Origin of the sequence: Bradyrhizobium sp. AS23.2 (assembly GCF_001908185.1) — a bacterium.
Lineage (GTDB): Bacteria > Pseudomonadota > Alphaproteobacteria > Rhizobiales > Xanthobacteraceae > Bradyrhizobium.
The window spans coordinates 46,724-67,839 of record NZ_LGHM01000042.1 but is presented as its reverse complement, the minus strand read 5'-3'; the positions used below and the strand labels follow the sequence as shown (position 1 = coordinate 67,839).

Here is a 21,116-nt window from a genome sequence, read left to right as displayed (position 1 = left end):
CGCTGCGCTGAGGCCAGATGCTTTCTTACATCCTCCGTCGCATCGTCGCGACCTTGCCGGTGATGGCCATCGTCGCGCTGTTCGTGTTCAGCCTGCTCTACATCGCGCCGGGTGATCCCGCCGTGGTGATCGCGGGTGACCAGGCAAGCCCGGAGGATGTGGAGCGCATCCGCCAGAGCCTCGGCCTCGACCGCCCGTTCCTGATCCAGTTCGGCAGCTGGGTCTGGCGTATCCTGCACGGCGATCTCGGCACCTCGATCTTCACCAATCTGCCGGTCTCGACGATGATCGGGCAGCGGCTTGGGCCGACGCTGTCGCTGATGATCGTCACCCTGCTGCTCACGATCGTGGTTGCGGTGCCGCTCGGCGTGGTGGCTGCGTGGAAGGCCGGCAGCCTGATCGACCGCGTCATCATGGGCTTCGCCGTGTTCGGCTTCTCGCTGCCGGTCTTCGTCGTCGGCTACATGCTCGCCTACATCTTCGCGCTCGAGCTCGAATGGCTGCCGGTGCAGGGCTATACGTCGCTTAACGAGGGCTTCTGGCCGTGGCTGGAGAATCTGATCCTGCCGGCGATCGCGCTCGGCTGCGTCTATATCGCGCTGGTCGCGCGCATCACCCGCGCCGCCATGCTCGAAGTGCTGCAACAGGACTATATCCGCACCGCACGGGCCAAGGGCCTCGGGCAGGGCGGCATCCTGTTCATTCACGCGCTGAAGAACGCGGCGGTGCCGATCGTGACCGTGATCGGGATCGGCATCGCGCTCCTGATCGGCGGCGCGGTCGTGACCGAGAGCGTGTTCGCGATCCCAGGTCTGGGCCGGCTCACGATCGACGCAATCCTGCGCCGCGACTATCCCGTCATCCAGGGCATCGTGCTGCTGTTCAGCTTCGTTTACGTCCTCGTCAATCTGATGATCGACGTCATCTATACGCTCGTTGACCCGAGGATCCGCTATTGACCGATACGACCGTCAATCCGCAAGCGCTGCCGGCCGGCCTCGTCGTCGCGCCGCAACTGCCCGAGCTGTTGCAGCCGGTGAAGATCAGGCGCGGCATTGTCGGCCTGTTGCGCGGCCATCCCACGGTCGCGATCGGCGGAGCGCTGCTACTGACGCTCATTCTGATCGCGATCTTCGCGCCTTATCTCGGCACGGTCGATCCGACCGCGCTCGCGCCCGCCAAGCGTACCCGCGCGCCGTCGGCCGATTTCTGGTTCGGAACCGATGTGCTCGGCCGCGACATCTATTCGCGCGTGCTCTATGGCGCGCGGGTCTCGCTCACGGTCGGACTATCAGTTGCGATATTCGCGTCGGCCGCGGGTCTCGCCATCGGCATGGTCTCGGGCTTCATCCGCTGGGCCGACGGCATCCTGATGCGCTTCATGGACGGCTTGATGTCGATCCCGCCGATCCTGCTGGCGATCGCGCTGATGGCATTGACGCGCGGCAGCGTCGGCAACGTCATCCTCGCCATCACCATCGCCGAGATCCCGCGCGTCTCGCGGCTGGTCCGAAGCGTCGTGCTGTCGCTGCGCGAGCAGCCTTACGTGGATGCAGCGGTCGCCTGCGGCACGCGCACGCCGATGATCATTTTGCGCCACATCCTGCCCAACACGCTCGCGCCCATGCTGGTGCAGGCAACTTACATTTGCGCCAGCGCCATGATCACGGAGGCGATCCTGTCCTTCATCGGCGCGGGCACGCCACCCACCATTCCGTCCTGGGGCAACATCATGGCCGAGGGTCGCGCGCTGTGGCAGGTCAAGCCCTACATCGTGTTCTTCCCGGCGGCGTTCCTGTCCGTCACCGTGCTCGCGGTGAACCTGCTCGGCGACGGCCTCCGCGATGCGCTCGATCCGCGCATGGCCAAGCGTCTCTAGCGTTACGGGGCCGACCGCGATGGCGTTGCTTGAAGTCGAGAATCTGCAGACCCACTTCCGCACGGCCGGCGGCATCAACCGCGCGGTCGACGGCGTATCCTTCCATGTCGACGAAGGTGAGACGCTCGCCATCGTCGGCGAGTCCGGCTGCGGCAAGTCGGTGACCTCGATGTCGCTGATGCGGCTGATCCCGGAGCCGCCGGGCAAGATCGCCGGCGTCATCCGCTTTGCGGGAAGGGATCTGCTGCAACTGTCCGATCGCGAGATGCGCGCCATCCGCGGCAACGACATCTCGATGATTTTTCAGGAGCCGATGACGAGCCTGAACCCGGTGCTGACCGTCGGCCGCCAGATCCGCGAGACGCTGATGATGCATCAGGGTCTGGACAAGCAGGCCGCCGAGGTGCGCGCCATCGAGATGCTGACGCTGGTCGGCATTCCCGAGCCGAAGCGGCGCGTGCGCGAATATCCGCACCAGCTCTCCGGCGGCATGCGCCAGCGCGTGATGATCGCGATCGCGCTCGCCTGCAATCCGAAGCTGCTGATCGCGGACGAGCCGACCACCGCGCTCGACGTGACGATCCAGGCGCAGATCCTGAAGCTGATGCTGGACCTGAAGCGCAGGGTGGGGGCCGCGATCATCCTGATCACCCACGATCTCGGTGTCGTCGCCGAAATCGCCGAACGCGTGATGGTGATGTATGCCGGCCGCAAGGTCGAGGAGGCGCCGGTGGCCGAATTGTTCCGTTTCCCGCGTCATCCCTATACGCAGGGCCTGCTTGGTGCGGTGCCGCGGCTCGGCTCGTCGCTATCCGGCAAGGTGAAGCGGCTCGCCGAGATTCCGGGGCAGGTGCCTGACCTCAGGAAGCCGATCACCGGCTGCGTCTTTGCCGGGCGTTGCTCGCTCGCGACAGATCTCTGCCGGCAATATGCGCCGGGGCTCGAAGAGAAGGGCCCCCCGTCACGTCGCCGCCTGCCACTATGCCGCCAAGGGGGCCGTCGCGGCATGAGCCCTCCGCTGCTCCAGGTCAACGACCTCAAGAAGCACTTTCCGGTCAAGACCGGCCTGTTCGGCCGCAAGTCCGAATGGGTCTATGCGGTGGACGGTGTGTCGTTCGAGATCGCGCGCGGCGAGACGCTGTCGCTGGTCGGCGAGTCCGGCTGCGGCAAGTCGACGGTTGGCCGGGCGATTTTGCGCCTGATCGACATCACCGCAGGGCAGGTCATTCTCGACGGCCAGCGGATCGACGACGCCGCGCCGAGCACAATGCGGCAGTTGCGCCGCCGCATGCAGGTGGTGTTCCAGGATCCGTTCTCGAGCCTCAATCCGCGCATGCGCGTGCGCGACATCCTGGCCGAGCCGATCCGGAATTTTGGCCTCGCCAAATCGTCAGCCGATCTCGAAACGCGCGTCACGGCCCTGATGGATACCGTCCGCCTGCCGCGCGAGGCGCTGAACCGCCGGCCGCACGAATTCTCCGGGGGCCAGCGCCAGCGCATCGGGATCGCACGGGCGCTCGCGGCCGAGCCCGAACTGATCGTCTGCGACGAGGCGGTGTCGGCGCTCGACGTTTCGGTCAAGGCGCAGATCGTCAATCTGCTCCAGGATCTCCAGCGCGAATTCGGCCTCGCGCTGCTATTCATCAGCCATGATCTGGCAATCGTCGAGCACATGACCCATCGCGTCGCGGTGATGTATCTCGGCAAGATCGTCGAGGTGGCGCCGCGCCGCGAGATCTTTGCCGCGCCAAAGCATCCCTACACCAGGGCGCTGCTCTCCGCGGTGCCGCTGCCCGAGCCCGGCGCCCAGCGCAATCCGATCATCCTCGGCGGCGACGTGCCCAGCCCGATCACTCCTCCGAGCGGATGCCGCTTCCACACCCGCTGTCCGTTCGCCTTCGACCGTTGCCGGACGGAGGAGCCGACGCTTCGCGGGATCGGACCCGAGCAGTGGGTAGCCTGTCACCTTGAAGACGGTGCGACAGCGACGGCCGGATAGCCGTCGCCGTCTAACGCATTAATCCATCACTACTCGACGGTCACGGCCGTGACCTGGACCCAGTCCTGGCCGTCGAACTTCTGCACGACCAGGCGTTTGAACGGAACGTAGTTGTCCGGCGTCGTATTGTAGGTGGTGCCGGGCAGCAGCGAGGGGGCCGGAACGTTGTTCAAATGCGTGGCCTGGTACAGCAGGTTCTCCCGCGTCAGATTGTCTCCGCAGGCCTCGATGATCTTCCCCATGATGTAGGCGAATGAATAGACGGCAAACCCGATCTCGTTCTTGGGGTCTTCGTTGGGAAGATACTTCTTCATGAACGCCTGATAGGCGACGACATCAGCATCTTCGGCCCATTTGGGGCTCGAAACCTGCTTATAAGGTGTTGCCGCAATGATGCCGGTGACGGCATCGAATCCGGCTGCCTCCAGGAACTGCCGGCCGACGGACGGGCTGACGACCAATTGCAACGGCTTCCAGTCGAGCTCGTAGGCCTTCTTCATCGATTGCGAGGCGGCCTTGCCGAGCGAGACGTTGAAGAACACGTCGGCCCCGGATGATTTGAGCTGCGCTACTTGCGAATCCATCGTGGGATCGGTCAGCTCGTACGTGACCTCCTTGACGATCATGGTGGACGCCTTGTCGCCGAGCCCCTTCTTGAAGCCGGACACATAGTCACGGCCGAAATCGTCGTTCTGCATGAGGATCGCGACCTTCGCGTCCGGCTTCACGGACAAAAGGTACTTTGCGAGGATCTCGCCTTCGGTGCCGTAGAGATGGAACGCCGGCGTCGACCATTTGAAAGCCTTGGGCTGATTCCACTTGTTCGCGCCTGTCGAGACCAGCAGTTGCGGCACGCCCTTGCTGTTGAGATATTTCTGTACAGCCGATTGCGCTGCGGTTCCGGACGAGCCGAACAGAGCGAGCACGCCGTCGCTCTCGACCAGCTTGCGGGTCTGTTCGACGGTCTTGGGAGGCGAGAACGCGTCATCGAGCGAGATCAGGTTGATCTTGCGGCCATTAATGCCGCCTTTTTCCTCGTTGAGCATCCGAAAATAGGCGACCTCGGTGCGCCCCTGGATCCCGTGAATCGACAGGGGGCCGCTATAAGGCATGGTCTGGCCGATCTTGACCTCGGCATCCGAGGCGCCCTCGTCGTACTTCTTTTCGGCGGCAATTGCGCCGGTCGCGAAGAGGAGCCCGGCCGATAAGACCGCCATTGCCGACAAGAGTCTTTTCATTTCAACCTCCCGATTATGTTTTGCTTTTTACCGTCAGCCAGGTGCACTTGCCTTTGCGGCGAGTTCTTCGCGGAGCTGCCTCTTGACGATCTTGCCGCTCGCGGTGCGCGGCAGTTCCTCGATGCGGATATCGACATGGACCGGCAGCTTGAAAGCGGCGAGCCTTGGGCGCAGATGCTCGATCACTTGTTCCTGGATCAGGCGTGTTCCAGCCCTGGCGCGAACGACGGCTCCGACGAGCTCACCGAGCACACGATCGGGAATGCCGACGATGGCGGCTTCGAGAATGTCTGGATGCGCGAGCAGGGCGTCCTCGATCTCTGAGCAATAGATGTTCTCGCCCCCGCGTATCAGCATGTCCTTGGCGCGATCGAGCAGATAGACGAAGCCCTCCGCGTCCATCCGAACGATGTCGCCGGTGCGGTACCACCCGTCGCGGAATGCGGCCGCGGTTGCCTGCGGATTGTTCCAGTACCCCTTCACGACATTCGCGCCGTAGATTTCGAGCTCGCCGATCGCGCCGACAGGTAGCGGATTTCCCGCGTCGTCGATCACCCGGAGGTCGCATCCGGGAACGGCCGGCCCGACGGAATCGGGCCGCGCGAGGTAATCCTCTGCACCGTTCGACGTCGAGACTGAGGACGTCTCGGTGGCGCCATAGCCTGTGCCCCCGAACTTGCCCGGGAATAGCGCGGCGATCTTCCGGGTAAGCTCCGGCGATGCAGCGGCGCCGCCGTAGGACAGGCCTTCGAGGCTCGAGACGTCTCGCCGTTCGAAGTCCGGCGATTCCAGCAATTGCCACGTCATTGATGGCACGCCGGACATGCCGTTGATGCGCTCGCGCTCGATCAGCTCGAGCGCCGTTTCGGCATTCCATTTGTACATGAGAACGACCTTCGAGCCGTTCGCCAATGCCGGGATCATGATCGAGTGGCACCCCGTGACGTGGAAGAACGGCACCGGAAGCAGAACCGCTTTCTGCACGTCCGGCGGTGCGGGCAGAGGGTCGCCGCGGCGGATCGCAGCGCGGGCGCCCGTGAACGTGATGTTCACTAGGTTGCACATGATGTTGCGATGGGTTCCCAGCGCGCCCTTGGAACGGCCGGTCGTGCCTGAGGTGTAGAGAATGGTCGCGTCATCGTCGGGCTGGATGTTGCGATCCGGTGGCGGTCGGTCCGGCAGGGCGTCGTAATGCGACGGCGGGCCGATCAAATCCTCCAGCGCGATCGTTTCGCCGCGGATGCCCGGTGATGTGCGAACCGCGATGAGAGGGACGGAGGAATCGTCTGAGGGGAGCGACTTCAGACGCGCCAGGCGCTCACCATCGACGATGGCAACGATTGCGCCGGAATCGCGAAGTCCGTAGGCGAGATCGTCCGCCGTTCCCCAGGCATTGAGCGGCACCGCAATCGCGCCGATGACCGTTGCCGCCCAAAAAGCGATGGGCCATTCCGGGAAATTCCGCATGGCGATCGCCACGCGGTCTCCCTTCTTCACGCCGTAATCATCTGCCAGCCGCCATGCAAGCGCGGACGCGGCGCGGTAATGTTCTCGAAAGGAAAGGCGTTCGTTCTCGAAGACGATGAAGGTACGCTCGCCCCATGCCTTGCTGGCTTCAAAGATCGAGCGGAGATCCCGGTGCGCTCTCTTGTAGGCCCGGACAGGACGTCCAGCGACGCTGATCGTCTCCATCTCGAACGGCGCGCCTGGCGCAGTCAGTATGCGGTAGGTCTCGTCGAGCGAGACCGCCGGCCAGTCGCGTCGCTCGCCTGTCATGGGAGCAACCTGCCAGGCAGGACGACGAGTGGCGGCATGCGCTCTTCTCCGCTGAACACGGCTTATTCTGTGCACCAAGCATTGTTGGCGTGGCGCAATCCTCGAAAGCGCCACGCCTCAAAAGCTTGGGTGATCTCTGAGAGTCTGACTTGCGTTGACCTGCTGGTGAGCTGTCACCAATGCAGGAGGGGTGATATGCAAACAGCAGCTAGTGAACGCGGAAGCGCGCCAGCGTTTGTGTTTGCACCAGGTCTGGAGGGTGAGTGGGGCAGGGGTGACAGTCGGGTGATGGTGGTATTCTGCTCCTGTTTTGCCCGACGTGTCAAAGCCAATCAGCGACGTAAATTTGCATGTAGAAACAACCTCATTCTACTTTGCATGGGGTTGTTTTCGCGTTTTTAGTTTGGCCACTCTCAGCCCTGGCGGCGCAGGAAGCCCGTGATCGTGACCTTCTCCCAGATCCCGGCCGCGGCAAACGGGTCGGCGTGGTTGAAGGCTTCGACTTCGCTACGCCCTGGCGCTTCGATGAGGAACAGGCTGCCGATCATGTTCTGGCCATCGTCGGAGACGAGCGGCCCCGACATCACGATCTTGACGCCGAAGCGTGAGGTGTCGCTCAGGAAGGTCTTGTGCGCGTCGTAATTGGCGAGCCGGGTCGGCAGCGCGCCGGTGCGGTCGAGGGCGTGAATGGCGAACAGCATGGTGCCTCCGTTTTCTTGGGACGGCTGCAGGGGCGGTCGTCCGGCGTCGACGATGTGGTTGCCTTCGACCAGCATATCGCCGGCGCGAAGATCGCCGATCGCATCATGACGGTGGCGGATTTGATCAGCGTGCGCCGCATCGCTTCACGCCGCCGCTTTGGTGGCGTCCGGCCGCTCGCCGGCCCAGGCGTGCGCGATCAGGTCGCGGATGGCGTTGCGCTCAAGCGGGCGCGGGTTCCAATAGGCATTGGTGACAGCAAGATCGGCCGCCTTGTCGATGCCGCTCTCGGGCATGCCGACATCACGCAACGCCACCTTCGCACCCAGCCGTTTCGCGAGATCGTAAAGTCCCTGCGACGCATCGACAGCGCCGATTGCGCGCGAGATGCGCGCCATCGCCTCCGGCACCGCCGGCGCGTTGTAGGCCAGTGCATGCGGCAGCACGATGGTGTGGGTCTCGGCGTGCGGCAGATCGAATGTGCCGCCGAGCGTGTGGCAGAGCTTGTGATGCAGCGCCATGCCGACGGTGCCGAGGCAGACGCCGCAAAGCCAGGCGCCATAGAGCGCTTCGGTGCGGGCCTCGCGATCGTCGCTCTTGGCGGCAATGGCGGGCAGGGCGCGGGCCAACGCGCGGATGCCTTCCTCCGCCATCAGCGATGTCACAGGATTGGTGTCGCGCGCGTAGAGTGCCTCGACCGCATGGGCGATCGCGTTGATGCCGGATGTCGCGGCCAGACTCGCCGGCAGCGTCAAGGTGAGATCGACGTCGTAGATCACCGTCTCCGGCAGCACCGCCGCATCGCGCACCGTGGTCTTCAGTCCGTTCTCGGTCTGGCCGAGGATCGGTGTCATCTCCGAACCGGCATAGGTGGTGGGAATGCAGAGCTGGTTGACGCCGGTGCGGAGCGCCAGCGCCTTGCCGAGGCCGGTGGTCGATCCGCCGCCGAGTGACACGACGCAGTCGGCATCGCACGCCTTCATCGCCGCGAGCGCCCGCTCCGTGACCTCGACCGGCGTATGCATGGTGGCGCCGGGGAACACTCCGGCATAGAGCGGGCCGAGCGCTGTCCCCAAGCTCTTGCCTTGCGCCTCCTGCTGCGGCGTTGTTAGCACCAGCGCACGCTTGCCGCCGAGCCGCTCGACCTCGGCCTTGGCGTTAGCCAATGTTCCGCTGCCGAACACGACGCGGCAGGGCAGGTTTTCAAAGGTGAACGAACCGATCATGCGCCGGTCTCTCTGATGGGATAATCGACCTGGAAGCGTCCGATCCGCAAGTCGCCAAGTGCCTCGCGCACGCGCAGATGTTCGAGATGAGCGGCGTAGGCCGCAAGGGCGGCGTGGTCGGTGAATTCGGAGAATAGCACGATGTCGCAGGCGCAGTCGACATCACTGACGTCAAGGCCGCGCTCGAGAGCAATGACGGCCAGGTCATCCGCGGCGCGGCGCTGGCAGGTCTCGGTATTCTCATCCAGCCGCTCTGCATCGTTCAGAGCGACATTGCGGCCGGCAATCTCGTTCCGGTCCTGATGGACTGGGAGCTGCCTCTGCGCACCATGAACGTCGCCTATCAGAACCGCGCCGGGCTGCCCGCCAAGATCAGGGTCTTTTCCGACTTCCTGGTCAGCTACATCCGCGAGCATTCAGAACCAGGGATCTGGATGGACGCGACGTAGTAGTCGACAGACGCTCGGGAATTCCGACTGCCATGAGCGAGCAGGTGAGGGACGAGCTGGTCGATCAATGCGCCGAGCCTGAGTAGGTCCGCGAAGGCGCGATGGTCGATCGAGCTTGACTTGCGAAGGCGCGGGTCTTGGGTTGAATTCGTGATCCGTCGATCACCTCGAGCCGGCCGCAGCGGTTCAATGTGTGCAGCTTCCTGCCAGGCCATGCCGGTCCGGGTCGAAGGGAATGGGGGACGATCTGCTTGAATGTCGTCGGCGACAGTTCAACAATTTCCGCCAGCCCGAGCGCTGCACCGTATCCCTTGGCGCAATCCTGGACTGGTCGCCACAATTTGTCATTGATGGTGACGAAATTCCCCGCCGGTCGCACGCTGGCGCGATCGATCAGAACCGGGTTGCTGGCATGAGGCAACCAGGGCCCGAGAAGGTGGTCGGCGTAGTAGATCGCAAGCGAATCCGAATAGCCGCCGGTTCCGTCGCGCCAGGCTCCGAACAGATAGTTCAGCCCGTTATGCCGTGTGATCGTCACATCGGCCAGTTCGAGGCCTGAAAGCAGCGTCGCATGCCGCTCCCATTTGTCCGGAAACCGAACGCATTTGTAGAGAGCGACATCCCCATGGAGCGAACTCTCCGGGATCATCCACAACTCGCCATCGTGCTCAATCAGAAACGGATAGGACAGATGCCATGGCTCCTCGAGCACGGGCACGACGTCTCCGACTGGCCCGGTGTCACCGAACTCGATCGCCGAAATGATTCCTTTTCCGATCCGGTGATCGAGATCTTCGAAGAAGACAAATGTTCGCCCCTGCCATGTGATGGGGAAGGGATCGGCGTAGAAGCGGTGTCCGGGATCTCCAAGGATGGTCCAGCCTGGCCCGGAGAGATCTCCGGTCTGCCAGACGCCTGCGTTCTCGGTGAAGCGCCATCCGACATGCCAATGCGGGGCATAGCAGCAGAGGCGATAGATCTCCTTGGCGATCGATACGGCGAGACCGCGCGCGACGTAGCCGACAGGTCTCCGGCGCATGGCGTCGGTGGCGGCACGCGCCAGTTGCGGCAGGATGCGCGGTCTTCCCGACAGGATTGCCGCCACCATGGTCAGGGTTCGCGCCATGACCGTTTCGAGCGCACCGCTCAAGCCGGCCGCGATCTCTCCGGAAGGATGGCCGCGATCGAGAACGGCACCGTCGACCTCGTTGACGATTTCGATGACCGGCAGGTCGCCGGCGAGAATGGCGGCGAGTGCGGCGTTTTCGCCCGTAGCTCCATTGAACAGCGGGCGGAGATACAGCCGGGCCGAACAGTTCGGATCCCGCGCCGCGCCCGTGAAATCGACGATCACATCGGCCGTGCCGGCGCCAGCCTCAGTCCGTTCCGGAGTGATCTTCAGCCTGCCGGCGCCGCTGGGTTTGCCCTTGTGCAACACCACACGCTCGAGTTCGAACAGCGCATCGAGACCCGCGGGCCGTAACTCTGTCGTTGCCGTCCACGCGATTTGAACCGGAACGTCCCGGCCGTCGATCGAGAGCGTCTCGCGGCGCATCCAGCGCCGCGCATAGTCACGTTCGCAGCGAAACTCGATGATCATGTCGAGCCAATCCATTCGAGCGCATCGAATCAAATGACCTGGTTGAGGATTTGAACGTATTCCTCCACCATCGCATCTACCGAATAGCGCAACCTCAGGCCTTTGGCGTTTTGGCGCAGTTCGGCGCTCAGCGTTTGGTCGGTCAGGAGTCGGGAGACGGCAGCCGACAGCTTCGCATGATCTGAAGCATCGACGAAGAGTGCAGTGGGCTTTCCTTCAAAGGACAACACCTCGCGCAGCACGGGAAGATCCGTGACGACGGAGGGAACGCCGGCGTTCGCGGCCTCGACCGCGGCGAGGCCGAAGGTCTCGGCTTGCGTCGGAAAGACGAACACGTCCAGACAGGCGAGAAAATCGGCCATCTGGCGCGGCGCGATTTCGCCGAGCAGATGCAATCTGTCTGACACCTTCAAATCGTCTGCCAGCAGCCTCAACCGCGCTTCGTCGGCGCCCTGGCCGGCCAGTGCAAGGTGCCAGGACGGTTCATCCGGCAACAGACGTATCGCCGCATCAAGCCGCTTGTGCGGGTGCAGCCTTGCTGCGCAGCCGAGCAATATACGGTCCGGCGGCAGATTGAAATTCTGTCGCGCAGCTTCCTTCGACAGAGTGAGTGCTTTGTCATCAAAGCCGTGTGGGACATGCACCATCCGCGACCGATAGGCCGCGGGGTAGCGCGAATATTCGCGCTGCATGTCTTTCGAATTGAGCGTTATGCGGTCGAAGAAGCCGAGGCTGCCCATGACGATGTCGGCGGTGCGAACCGGCAAGCTCATCGACATCGCGGAGGAAACCTGGTTGGCGATCACAGGCGCGCGGCTGACGAGGCGCGACACGCCTGCGCCGATGACGTTGCCGAAGTGCTGAAAGGTCAGAACGGCGTCGGGCCGGGTGGTCCTGATATGATGGCCGAGCGTCCACAGCATCCGCAGCAGCGCGAGCGGATTGCCCGGCCGGCTCGACGCGCAATAGAGCGTATCGGGGGGGCTCATCGAATGAATCCGATTTGCGGAAGAAGAACAGATTGGTGACGCGATGGCCGCGCGCCGTCAGACCGGCACCGAGCAGCCTGGATATCTCCTGTGCGCCCGCGTTCTCGGCCTGGGTCTGTACGAGAAGGACGCGCAGCTTTCGCTCGCTGCTGTTTAGCCGCGGGGCTGCTGTCGCGGTCGTCTCACCCAATTCCTTGTTCGGCTGGTAATGGAGCACGGACCCCGACCCACTAAAGAAACGAAATCTTCACCTTCTTAACGACGTACCTATCATGCGCGTATCGAGCGGACACCGATTAGCAATGAACGGAGTTAATGCGCGACCTGTCGGACGGGTATGGTTCACACGATTTTTCAAGTGGTTCCCGGACGGAGTCACGCGAGACCGTTAACCAATTGGTCATGGTCGCGTGAAAAGTGGGTAACCGCCGATTAACCATAGATATTTACGTTAGGGCAGGCCACTGAACAGTGTTCGCCAGTTGAATCCGAGTAAAGTCCATGACGTTCGGTCGCCGCGCAGACCCGACCAGTTCCGGATCGAACGGTGTCTCCGCGTCGTGGCGGACCCGGAATTCGTCGAACGGTGAGGCTCGCGAAGCCGGCGCACGCTTTGGCGGCGTGCTCACTGCCGCGGGTGCACTTTCCTTCTTCCGGGAAAACGCCCGTCGCATCCTGACGCTCGCTCTCGCGATCTTCGCCCTCGGCGCCGTTGTCCTCCTGATGCTCCCGGTTCGATTTGCAGCGACGGCGCTGGTCGTCGTCGATCCGCGCGAGCAACGCGTGACCACGGAGCAGGACGTGCTGCCGGGCATAGGGCAGGATAGCGCCGCGCTGCAGAGCCTGGTTGAAGTGGCGAAGTCCGACGGCTTTCTCAAGCCGCTGATCGAGCAGCTCAAAGTTCAGGATGACGAGGACATTTCCGGAGGGCACACGGATTCCACGCGCCTGCTCGAGCGATTCCGCAACCGTCTCGAGATTTCGCGTCGCGGACTCACTTATGTCATCGCCATCCGCTTCACCTCAAACCGGCCGGAGCGGGCTGCTTACTATGCAAACGCAATAGCCGAGGCGTTCGTCGCTAGTCAGGGGCGCATGCGCACCGAGGCGACTGACGAGGCCGCCGACTGGCTCAGCGGCCGGCTCAAGACATTGAACGACAGATTGAGGGCGTCGGAAGACGCCGTTGCCACATTCAAGCTCGAGCACAGGATCGTCAACGCCGGCAAGGATGCCACGACGCAGCAATTGCGTGTGACCGAGCTGTCGCAGCAGGTTGCCGCTGCGCGCGCCCGGACCGAAGAGGCGAAGGCCCGCTACGAGCAGGCGCAGCGCGACCTGAAAGGCAAGGTCGAAGGCCCTGCCAAGCAGGATCTGCTGAACGCTCTGCGTGCCCTGCGGTCGGCACTCAACGATCAGATCGCGCAGAAGCGGGCGGTGTTCGGCGATCGTCATCCCGACCTCGTGATGTCGTACAGCCAGCTGAACGATCTGAACAGGCAGATCGAGGTTGAACGGTCGAAGGGCATCGAAACCGCGAAGTCGGAATATGAGGCGCAGCGCGATCAGCAGAAGGCGCTGGAAGGCCAGATGAAGGCTGCTGAATCGCAGCTCCTGATCGACGGTCAAGCGCTGGTCCGGCTCCAGGAGCTGCAGCGTGACGCCGAGGCCAACAGGAACATCTACGAGCAGTTCCTCTCGCGGTCCAAAACGACGAACGAGCAGCGCCTCTTGCAGAGCTCTCAGACCAAGATTGCTTCGCCTGCCATTCCGCCGCTTCGATCGACCCTTCCGCCTTTGCCTTTACTGCTCGCCGCTCTGGCGATCGGCTCGCTGCTGACATCGACGGCAGTCGTCGCCGCCACGGGACGTGGATCGGATAAACCCGTTCAGGAGGTTCGTGAACCCGATCCGGCTCCGCGTAAGCCCGGGGCGTGGTCACGTCCGCCCGTGTGGGCGCGCATTCCCGATCTAATGCCTGGCGAGGTCACCCGAAACATCTGGCAAGGTCCAGTGTCCGCGACGGCTCAACTGGATCTCGGTCCTCATCTGCGCCCACTGATTGACAGGCTGGAGCAATTGCCCGAACCCCGCGGCAAGGTCGCGCTCGTGATGTCGGTCGGGAAGCGGGCCGGCGGAAATACCGTTGCGCGGTCGCTGAACCGGTGGGCGGTGAACAAGGGGAAGCTGAGTGTCCTGATCCAGGTGCAGCCGGACCTCGGCGGCGCCGAGGCCGGAACGGCCAAGGGGCAGGCGGACGGTACGACCACGGCGAGCTTTGGCGGCGTCGACTTGCTTCTGGGCGCCGGCAAGGGGCCCGGGTCGTCGCCCACGGACGATATTCGTTCGGAGTTCGATCTGATCGTCGTCCATGCAACCTCTCTGGCCTTGCAGCCGGAGGCGGCGGCTTTGGCCGCTCACGCCGACCTGGTCATTCTGGTGGCCTGCGAAGACGCAGTCGAGTCAGCGGCGATGCGCAGGGCGACGGCCGCGCTCTCCCGGTTCGGCGCCGTGCCGACCGGGCTCGTCGTCAATCGTGTGCCGGCCGACGCGTCGGCGTCTCGTCGTCAGGGCGACGTGTTGGGCCTGGTCGGTTGACGGTCATTCGGCAACGCACCACCGGACCGTGCGATTGCCGCGATCGAAACGACGCCTAAAGCGCGATGAGATTGGGATGAATCGTCATCGCGCTTTAGGTTATTGTTTGAGCATGATCTTTTCGGAAAACCGCTTCACACTTTTCCGAATCATGCTCTAGTCGCCCGAGTCGGCGCCACGGACCGCATAGGCGCCGCGCTTCGATGACGGGAAGCGCAAAAGCACAAGAATTGAAGGATCGACCCCGGTTCGCCGGCGGCAGAGAATGTTGAGGGCGATGGTCGCGAGCGCCAGCGACACAGTCGCCGAGATCGCCGCACCAAGCACGCCGAGCCAGGGAATCAGGACGAGAAATCCGACCAGCCGCAACGCAACGTTTGCGGCAACGACGGGGACATACTCACGCTCATGGCCCGTGAGCTGCAATATCGCCGCAGATGGACCTCCCGCCGCCTGGAAGGCCGTTCCGACTCCAAGCACGATCAGGACCCAGTGCTGCGCGGCGAAATGAGGCCCGAACAGCTTGAGAAGATAGGGGCCGCCAATCCAGATCAGGAGAAGTCCGCTGACCACGCACAGCGCCGTTACTTCCGCCATGAGCTGCAACGTCCGCCCGAATTCCTGGTGGTTCTTGCTGAAGTACAGCGATGGAAGCCGGCGTGCGCCGAAACTGTACAGTGCGGCCGACACCATGGCGAAGATATTGGCGAGGCGCGAAGCGGCGAAATAGATTCCGGCGGTTGCCGGATCCAGCATCCAGTAGACCAGAATGATGTCGAAATACTGGTTTGCGGCTTCGAGGATAGACGCGACCCAGAAATGAAGCGAACTCGATCTCCAGCGGGACGTCTCGGAGCGCGCCGCCGTGCCGCGGAAGTCCGGCAGGGCTCGCGCAATCGCAACGATCTGCGCGACCAGGCCCACCGACATCGCGATCGTCATCACGGCGATCAATTCGGCGGGATCGAGCTGTCGGTGACCGGATAAAACGGCGAGCAGAAACAGGACGACGGCGACCCGCCAGAAGAGCTCCCTGTTTCCTTCCCCCATCAGGATGCTGACCAGCGACCGTGCGACCTGACTGCCGAGCATCAGCCCCGCATTCACGGCAGTGTAGACTGACACCGCGAGGATCAGCAGCCACTCGTCGCCCCTCATATCCGCCACGATCGCGATCGAGCCGATCGCAATCAGCATCGCGATGGAAGAAATCCTCAAGCTCGATAGCAGCACACCCTTCGTGAGGTCGGGTTGATCTCCCACGCGATACTCGTTCAGGAATCGCACCAGAAGCGATTCCTGGCCGACCAGTCCCACGACCGCTGCCATCTGGGCAACCGAAAGCCAGGTCGCAAAGATGCCAAATCCATCAGGCGACATGGTTCGTGCCGCCAGCGAGAACAACGCAAATGCGAACGCGCCGCTGCCAACCTTGAGAAGGATGGTCCCGACGACACCGCGCGTGATGTCACGCCGCAAAAACTGAACAATGGACTCGATCATCGAAGATACGGGCGCCCCCCGAAAATACGCGTTGCGATAGCGGCGACAGCCTAGCATGCCAGGAAATCGCGAGTGTTAATGCGCGGTCTCCGTCTCGAGCGAGGCTCGTACCGTTACCAAGTTCTTAAAATCCGGGCGGTCGTGTAAGGGGTGGGGAGTGGAGATCAACCCGCGATAGCAAATAATTAACCGCGCTTAAGGATGGTCAACTCATGGCCAGCCTGCAGACCGAGGTGGATTCCGGGGCACTCGCGAGCGCGATCTGGAAGACGCGCAGCGTTGGCGTTGAGAAGATTGCCAAGTCCGCTATCAGCTGTTCGATCACTTTCAACGTGGTCGCATCGATGGGCACATTCAACACCGCGCTGCTGCCGACGGAGCTGACCTTTCTGCAACAGGCCGTTGCGCTCCTGATGTGGAGCGTCCTCATCTATGCAAGCGCATTCGTGCGCCCGCGTCTGCGGTTGCAGTTCAATCCGGATTTGACCGCGCTGGTCGCGTTCTACACGTTCGCGGTCATCTCCGTGTTCTGGACCAGCCTTAGTGCCGCAGCGATCATGAAGAGCGCGGCGCTTGCGATGACGACCTTTGGCGCATTCTGCCTGATCACGCGGATCGACATCGACGAGGTCGTGAGGGCCACAGCTCTCGGGCTTTTCATATTGGTTGCCGCATCGGCTTTCTGTGCGTTGGCCGTGCCCGATATCGGGATAGACCATAGCTGGATGCATAATGGTCAATGGCAAGGCGTTTATGAATCAAAGCAGACGCTTGGTTTCGTCGGCGCGTACCTGATGTTCTTTGCCTGCTACCTGAAGATGAGGGAGCAGGGGTGGCCGGCTTTCCTCGTGACGTTCCTCCTTGCGTCAACGTGTGTCCTCGCGTCGGAATCGCGAGGTGCCGGTGCTGTTGCCCTGGCAGCCTGTGCACTGCTCGTGACCTCGATGTGGTCGGTCCGTTGCATGAGGATCTATGCGGTCCTGCCGTTCGTCATGTGCACTCTGGCCGGCCTCCTGATCCTCTATTTCTATGTGACGGGATACGATGCCATCCATGTCGGCGATGCGTCCATCGATTTCACCGAGCGAACCTTCATCTGGCAGTACGCTATAAGCCATTTCGACGACGCGCCGTTGCTCGGTTTTGGGATCAACGGTTTCTGGACGGTCCCGTCGATCTACGACTATTTCGAACAGAACCATGGCTGGGTGCTCGATAATTATCACAGCGGCTACATCGCGATCCTCATGGAGACGGGATTTCTGGGGTGCACACTTTTTGCCGCGAGCGTCCTCCTGTTTTCGAACAAGGTTCTCCATCTGATTGCCGCCCAATCGATCAATCGGTCGCACTGCGCCCTCATCATCGGATTTGTCGTCCTCAGCTTTCAAACCAATTTCACGGAGACGACGTTCCTTCGTTCGACGATGTTCACGTCGGTGCTCCTTGTCTCGCTTTTCTTCGCGACGTGCCGTCCGGTGCCGCAGACAGATTTTTAGCTTTTACGAATGGAAGCAGGATGACCGCTATCCGCGCGCGTTGGCCGAGAAGCCTCAATCTTGCAGCCACGGCCTTTTTATTCGCATCGCTCTTTTCCCAGGCCCATGGCGCCGAGCAGGACGCTTCCCGCGATGCGGCGAGATTGGGCCGCGGGATCAACATTCTCGGCTATGATGGAATCTGGGAAGGCGGCCAGAACGCGCCGTTCCGTCTGGACAACCTGGCGGCGATCAAAAAGGCCGGATTTTCGCACGTCAGGATCAATTTCTTCGGCTTCAAGTTCATGGGCTCCGGGAACGTCCTGGATGAGATCGTGCTGAGGCGGCTTGACGGTGTCATCGAAGCGGTTCTCGCGAGGAACCTCATTCCCATCGTTGACGAACACAACACCCATGTCTGTCAAAGCGATGTTTCCGGATGCGCCGAGAAGCTCAAGGCATTCTGGCGCCAGATCGCCGAGCGCTACGCCGGGAAATACCCCGCGCTTGTCTTTGAAGTCTTGAATGAGCCTGGGGGGCAGATGACGTCCGCCCGCTGGAACTCTCTCCTCAATGAATGCCTTGGCATCATCCGCCGCACCAACCGCGAGCGTCCGGTGATTGCCGCTGTTCTCAACACGGATGATATCCCGGTTGACGAGCTGGTCCTGCCCGCCGACGACAGGAACCTCATCGTTACGTTTCACTATTACGCGCCGATACGATTTACGCATCAAGGCGCGCCGTGGTCTCGAACGTTTTCCAGGATCGGGCCGCTGGATTGGGGCAGTGCGGATGACGAAGCCAAGACCGCCTTTGATTTCAAGAAAATGCGTCTTTGGGCGGAGAGAGAGAAGCGCCCCATTTATCTCGGCGAATTCGGGGTGTACGAGCGTGCTCCGTCCGATAGTCGCGTGAGATACCTGTCGTTCGTGGCGAGAAGCGCCGACAGACTTGGCTGGTCATGGGCCTATTGGCAGTTCGACCATGATTTCGCGGCCTTCGACAGCGCCCGTCAGGCCTGGAAGCCGGACATCCTGCGTGCCCTGATCCCGCCGCCGCATTGAAGCGCAGCCTGCGCCGCTTCCAGGGACGGTAGGGCCGAAGAGCGGCGATCCATACCGGCGGCGGTCGGTCAGGCGGAAGACGGATTTCATCAGCTTGATCTGGATCAAGCCTGCGGCGCGAGACCCGACCTTAGCCTCTGCGCACATGCCGCCTTCAAATCCGGGCAACAGGCCTTGAAGACACTTCGCCACCTTCTGTCCACCGATGACGTCGTCCAGTTCGTGATCCGGCTTGGATTGCTGGCGCTGCTGATCCTATGGACCTTCCTTATCATCGAGCCGTTCGTGCCGATCCTGACCTGGAGCGCGGTGCTGGCGGTCGCGTTCTATCCAGTGTTCAGCTGGCTCGCCAAACGCCTCGGCGGCCGACCCCGTGCCGCCGCGACCATTCTGACGCTGATCATGCTGGGCATCGTCATTGGCCCCGCCGCCTGGCTCGGTCTCAGCGCGGTCGAGGGGATCAAGGACATTGCGAGCCAGATCAGCGCCGGCGATCTCGCGCTTCAGGCCGCGCCTGAGCAGATCAAGGGCTGGCCATTGATCGGTCCCCAGCTCTACGACCTCTGGAATCTGGCCTACACCAACGTGCGCGCTGTGTTGCGCGAGGTGACGCCCTACCTCAAGCCGCTTGCCGGGATGATGCTGTCATTTGCCGGCAGCGCCGGCGTCGGCACGCTCCAGTTTCTGCTGTCGGTGCTCGTAGCCGGCTTCCTCTTTCCGTACGGGCCGCAGCTCGTCGATGCGGTCCGTGGCTTCCTGATCCGCGTCGTGCCGGAGCAGAGCGAGCATTTTCTCGAGCTCGCCGGCGCGACCATTCGGGCGGTATCGCAGGGCGTGATCGGGGTCGCGATCATCCAGGCATTGCTGGCCGGCATCGGCTTCAAACTTGCTGCCATTCCGAGCGCGGGTTTGCTAGCCGTCATCGTTCTGCTGCTGTCGATCGTGCAACTTGGTGCGGCCCTCGTGCTCATTCCCGTCATCATCTGGATCTGGATGGACAAGGATGTGACCACGGCGCTGCTGCTCACCGTGTTCCTCGTCATCGTCGGGCTGCTCGACAACATCCTGAAACCGCTCGTCATGGGGCGCGGCCTGACCACGCCGACGCTCGTCATCCTGATTGGGGTGATCGGTGGAACGATCGCACACGGGATCATCGGTCTGTTCATAGGACCGATCATACTGTCCGTTGCCTGGGAGCTGGCGGCGGCCTGGGTCCGGACCGACCGCGATGCGACCGCGAATCGGCCGGAAGGGCGCTGACAGTTGCCGGTGGGCTCCACCCGCGCCGGACCTTTGACCTAAGTCAATCCTCTGCATTGCCGTGCGCCTTGAGTACGCAAAGGCGAGCTGAGACCCACGGACATGTCGATGGCCAACCAAGCGTCGCGAGATAGCTGCACATGCTGGCGCACGCCGGGGGCTGCCATGCCAGCTCCTGAGATCGTCGACTGACTGCCATGGATTCGATCCTTGCTATAGATGCGAACGCGGGGGGAGTGAACTTCCAGCTTTTCGCTGTGCAGGGAGAGGGGAGGCTCGAGCGGCAAATCAAGGGACGGCTCGATGGCCTCGGCTCTTTCCCGCGCCTCAAGGCGAGCGGGGCAAATGGGGATCCATTGGCGCACCGGGCCTACCGCAATGACGACGTCGGAGATGTGCCGGCGGCGTTCGCGGTGGTCGATACGTGGTTGCGGGACGAGTTGGGGATACGCCCGCTGGCGGTAGGACATCGCGTCGTGCAGGGAGGGACGGACTACGTCCGGCCGGTCATAGTCGACGACGCAGTGATGGCAGATCTGGAGCGGATGATTGCATTCGCGCCGCAGCGTCAGCCGCACAATCTCGTGCCAATCCGCACGATACTGGCCAATTATCCTGCATTGCCGCAGGTTGCCTGCTTCGATACCGCGTTTCATCTGGCCAGGCCGGCGGTGAGCGAGGGGAGGGCCAATCCGCATCGGCCCGGTGGCGAAAGCATTGCGCGCTGGGGATTTCACGGCCTGTCCTACGAGTCGATTGCGCGAACGCTGTCACTTGTCGCGCCTGAGGTCGCGAAAGGCCGTGTGATTATTGCGCGCCTCGACAACAGCAGTTCGATGTGTGCGCTGAGGGACGGTCGCAGCGTCGAGAGCACAAGCGCATTCTATGCGTTTGGCGCGCCGATGTCGGACGAGATCGATCCCGGTACCGCGGTCTTCCTGACGTCCGGGAGCGAGATGCGAAGCGGACTCTCCGACGCCTATGCAGACGCACCTGAACCGGATGCGAGCGGTGCGTTTCTGGCAAGCGGGGCTGTCGAGCGGCTGGCCTATCGGGCCGGTCTCAACGCCGGCCTGCTTGCCGCGGCGCTCGAAGGACTCGATGCTTTCGTGTTTACCGGAGCGATAGGCGAAAGCTCGGCCACTATCCGCGCGTGTATCGCCGAGAGGCTGGGCTGGCTCGGTGCGGTATTGGATGAGAGCGCGAATGTGCAACACGCACGGGTGATCTCTCGCCGTGAGAGTCGCATTCCCATCTACGTGCTCCCGTCCGACGATGAATTGGCGATCGCGCGGCACACCTTGGCGCTGTTGTTGAACCGGCCTTCGTCACAATAAGTAGATCCGAAAAGG

16 protein-coding genes and 1 pseudogene are annotated in these 21,116 nt (G+C 62.6%); 9 read left to right on the top strand and 8 right to left on the bottom strand.

All coding sequences use genetic code 11. The features are described from left to right. The first annotated feature begins 17 nt into the window (after positions 1–17). The 3 genes from AC630_RS09575 to AC630_RS47770 are packed head-to-tail and all read left to right on the top strand — an operon-like array spanning position 18 to position 3,878. Positions 18–959 carry an ABC transporter permease gene (locus AC630_RS09575; protein ID WP_074118249.1) on the top strand — a complete coding sequence of 314 codons (942 nt, stop codon included), beginning with the start codon at positions 18–20 and terminating at the stop codon, positions 957–959. Continuing rightward, on the top strand, positions 956–1,879 hold the full coding sequence (locus AC630_RS09570; protein ID WP_074118248.1) for an ABC transporter permease: 924 nt from the start codon (positions 956–958) through the stop codon (positions 1,877–1,879). The genes AC630_RS09575 and AC630_RS09570 overlap by 4 nt, the downstream gene beginning before the upstream one ends. A 19-nt stretch (positions 1,880–1,898) precedes the next feature. Next, a complete protein-coding gene (locus tag AC630_RS47770) occupies positions 1,899–3,878 on the top strand; it encodes an ABC transporter ATP-binding protein (protein WP_208866989.1) in 1,980 nt (659 codons plus the stop codon). Positions 3,879–3,907: 29 nt separating this feature from the next. Here AC630_RS47770 and AC630_RS09555 read toward each other — a convergent pair whose 3' ends face one another. The 5 genes from AC630_RS09555 to AC630_RS09535 all read right to left on the bottom strand — a co-directional run bounded on the left by AC630_RS09555 (position 3,908) and on the right by AC630_RS09535 (position 9,104). Then, complete coding sequence (locus AC630_RS09555) at positions 3,908–5,116, bottom strand: ABC transporter substrate-binding protein (protein ID WP_074118245.1); 1,209 nt, start codon at positions 5,114–5,116, stop codon at positions 3,908–3,910. 33 nt (positions 5,117–5,149) lie between these two features. Next, on the bottom strand, positions 5,150–6,892 hold the full coding sequence (locus AC630_RS09550) for a class I adenylate-forming enzyme family protein (RefSeq protein WP_074118242.1): 1,743 nt from the start codon (positions 6,890–6,892) through the stop codon (positions 5,150–5,152). 413 nt (positions 6,893–7,305) lie between these two features. Further along, entirely contained in the window at positions 7,306–7,593 is a 288-nt protein-coding gene (locus AC630_RS09545; RefSeq protein ID WP_074118299.1) for a YciI family protein, read from the bottom strand. Between the two features lie 144 nt (positions 7,594–7,737). After that, positions 7,738–8,817: a maleylacetate reductase gene (locus AC630_RS09540; protein ID WP_074118240.1), complete on the bottom strand. Its 1,080-nt coding sequence runs from the start codon at positions 8,815–8,817 to the stop codon at positions 7,738–7,740. After that, a complete protein-coding gene (locus AC630_RS09535; RefSeq protein WP_074118297.1) occupies positions 8,814–9,104 on the bottom strand; it encodes a Dabb family protein in 291 nt (96 codons plus the stop codon). Before AC630_RS09535 ends, AC630_RS09540 begins: the two co-directional genes overlap by 4 nt. Between AC630_RS09535 and AC630_RS09530 the strand changes: the two genes are divergently transcribed. After that, entirely contained in the window at positions 9,024–9,266 is a 243-nt protein-coding gene (locus tag AC630_RS09530; RefSeq protein WP_349538276.1) for a LysR substrate-binding domain-containing protein, read from the top strand. The two genes, AC630_RS09535 and AC630_RS09530, sit on opposite strands and share 81 nt — an antisense overlap. Before the next feature lie 64 nt (positions 9,267–9,330). Here AC630_RS09530 and AC630_RS09525 read toward each other — a convergent pair whose 3' ends face one another. Together AC630_RS09525 and AC630_RS09520 are read right to left on the bottom strand one after the other, a co-directional pair. Next, positions 9,331–10,866 carry a glucosamine inositolphosphorylceramide transferase family protein gene (locus tag AC630_RS09525; protein WP_074118295.1) on the bottom strand — a complete coding sequence of 512 codons (1,536 nt, stop codon included), beginning with the start codon at positions 10,864–10,866 and terminating at the stop codon, positions 9,331–9,333. A gap of 29 nt (positions 10,867–10,895) precedes the next feature. After that, positions 10,896–12,072, bottom strand: a pseudogene (locus AC630_RS09520) (glycosyltransferase family 4 protein). A 284-nt stretch (positions 12,073–12,356) separates the two neighbouring features. Here AC630_RS09520 and AC630_RS09515 point away from each other — a divergent pair. Then, positions 12,357–14,453 carry a GumC family protein gene (locus AC630_RS09515; RefSeq protein WP_074118239.1) on the top strand — a complete coding sequence of 699 codons (2,097 nt, stop codon included), beginning with the start codon at positions 12,357–12,359 and terminating at the stop codon, positions 14,451–14,453. A gap of 156 nt (positions 14,454–14,609) precedes the next feature. Here the strand turns inward: AC630_RS09515 and AC630_RS09510 are convergent, their stop codons facing one another. Further along, on the bottom strand, positions 14,610–15,956 hold the full coding sequence (locus AC630_RS09510; protein ID WP_074118237.1) for a lipopolysaccharide biosynthesis protein: 1,347 nt from the start codon (positions 15,954–15,956) through the stop codon (positions 14,610–14,612). Between the two features lie 212 nt (positions 15,957–16,168). Between AC630_RS09510 and AC630_RS09505 the strand changes: the two genes are divergently transcribed. The 4 genes from AC630_RS09505 to AC630_RS09490 all read left to right on the top strand — a co-directional run bounded on the left by AC630_RS09505 (position 16,169) and on the right by AC630_RS09490 (position 21,101). Then, positions 16,169–17,455 (top strand): O-antigen ligase family protein, encoded by a 1,287-nt coding sequence (locus AC630_RS09505; protein ID WP_074118235.1) that lies wholly within the window; start codon positions 16,169–16,171, stop codon positions 17,453–17,455. A 20-nt stretch (positions 17,456–17,475) separates the two neighbouring features. After that, positions 17,476–18,501, top strand: a complete 1,026-nt coding sequence (locus AC630_RS09500; protein WP_083636169.1) for a glycoside hydrolase family 5 protein — start codon at positions 17,476–17,478, stop codon at positions 18,499–18,501. A 174-nt stretch (positions 18,502–18,675) separates the two neighbouring features. Beyond that, complete coding sequence (locus AC630_RS09495; RefSeq protein ID WP_074118232.1) at positions 18,676–19,764, top strand: AI-2E family transporter; 1,089 nt, start codon at positions 18,676–18,678, stop codon at positions 19,762–19,764. 197 nt (positions 19,765–19,961) lie between these two features. Continuing rightward, the gene (locus AC630_RS09490) at positions 19,962–21,101 is read left to right on the top strand and encodes an acetate kinase (RefSeq protein WP_074118229.1); all 1,140 of its coding nucleotides are present in this window, start codon (positions 19,962–19,964) and stop codon (positions 21,099–21,101) included. Positions 21,102–21,116: the final 15 nt, after the last annotated feature.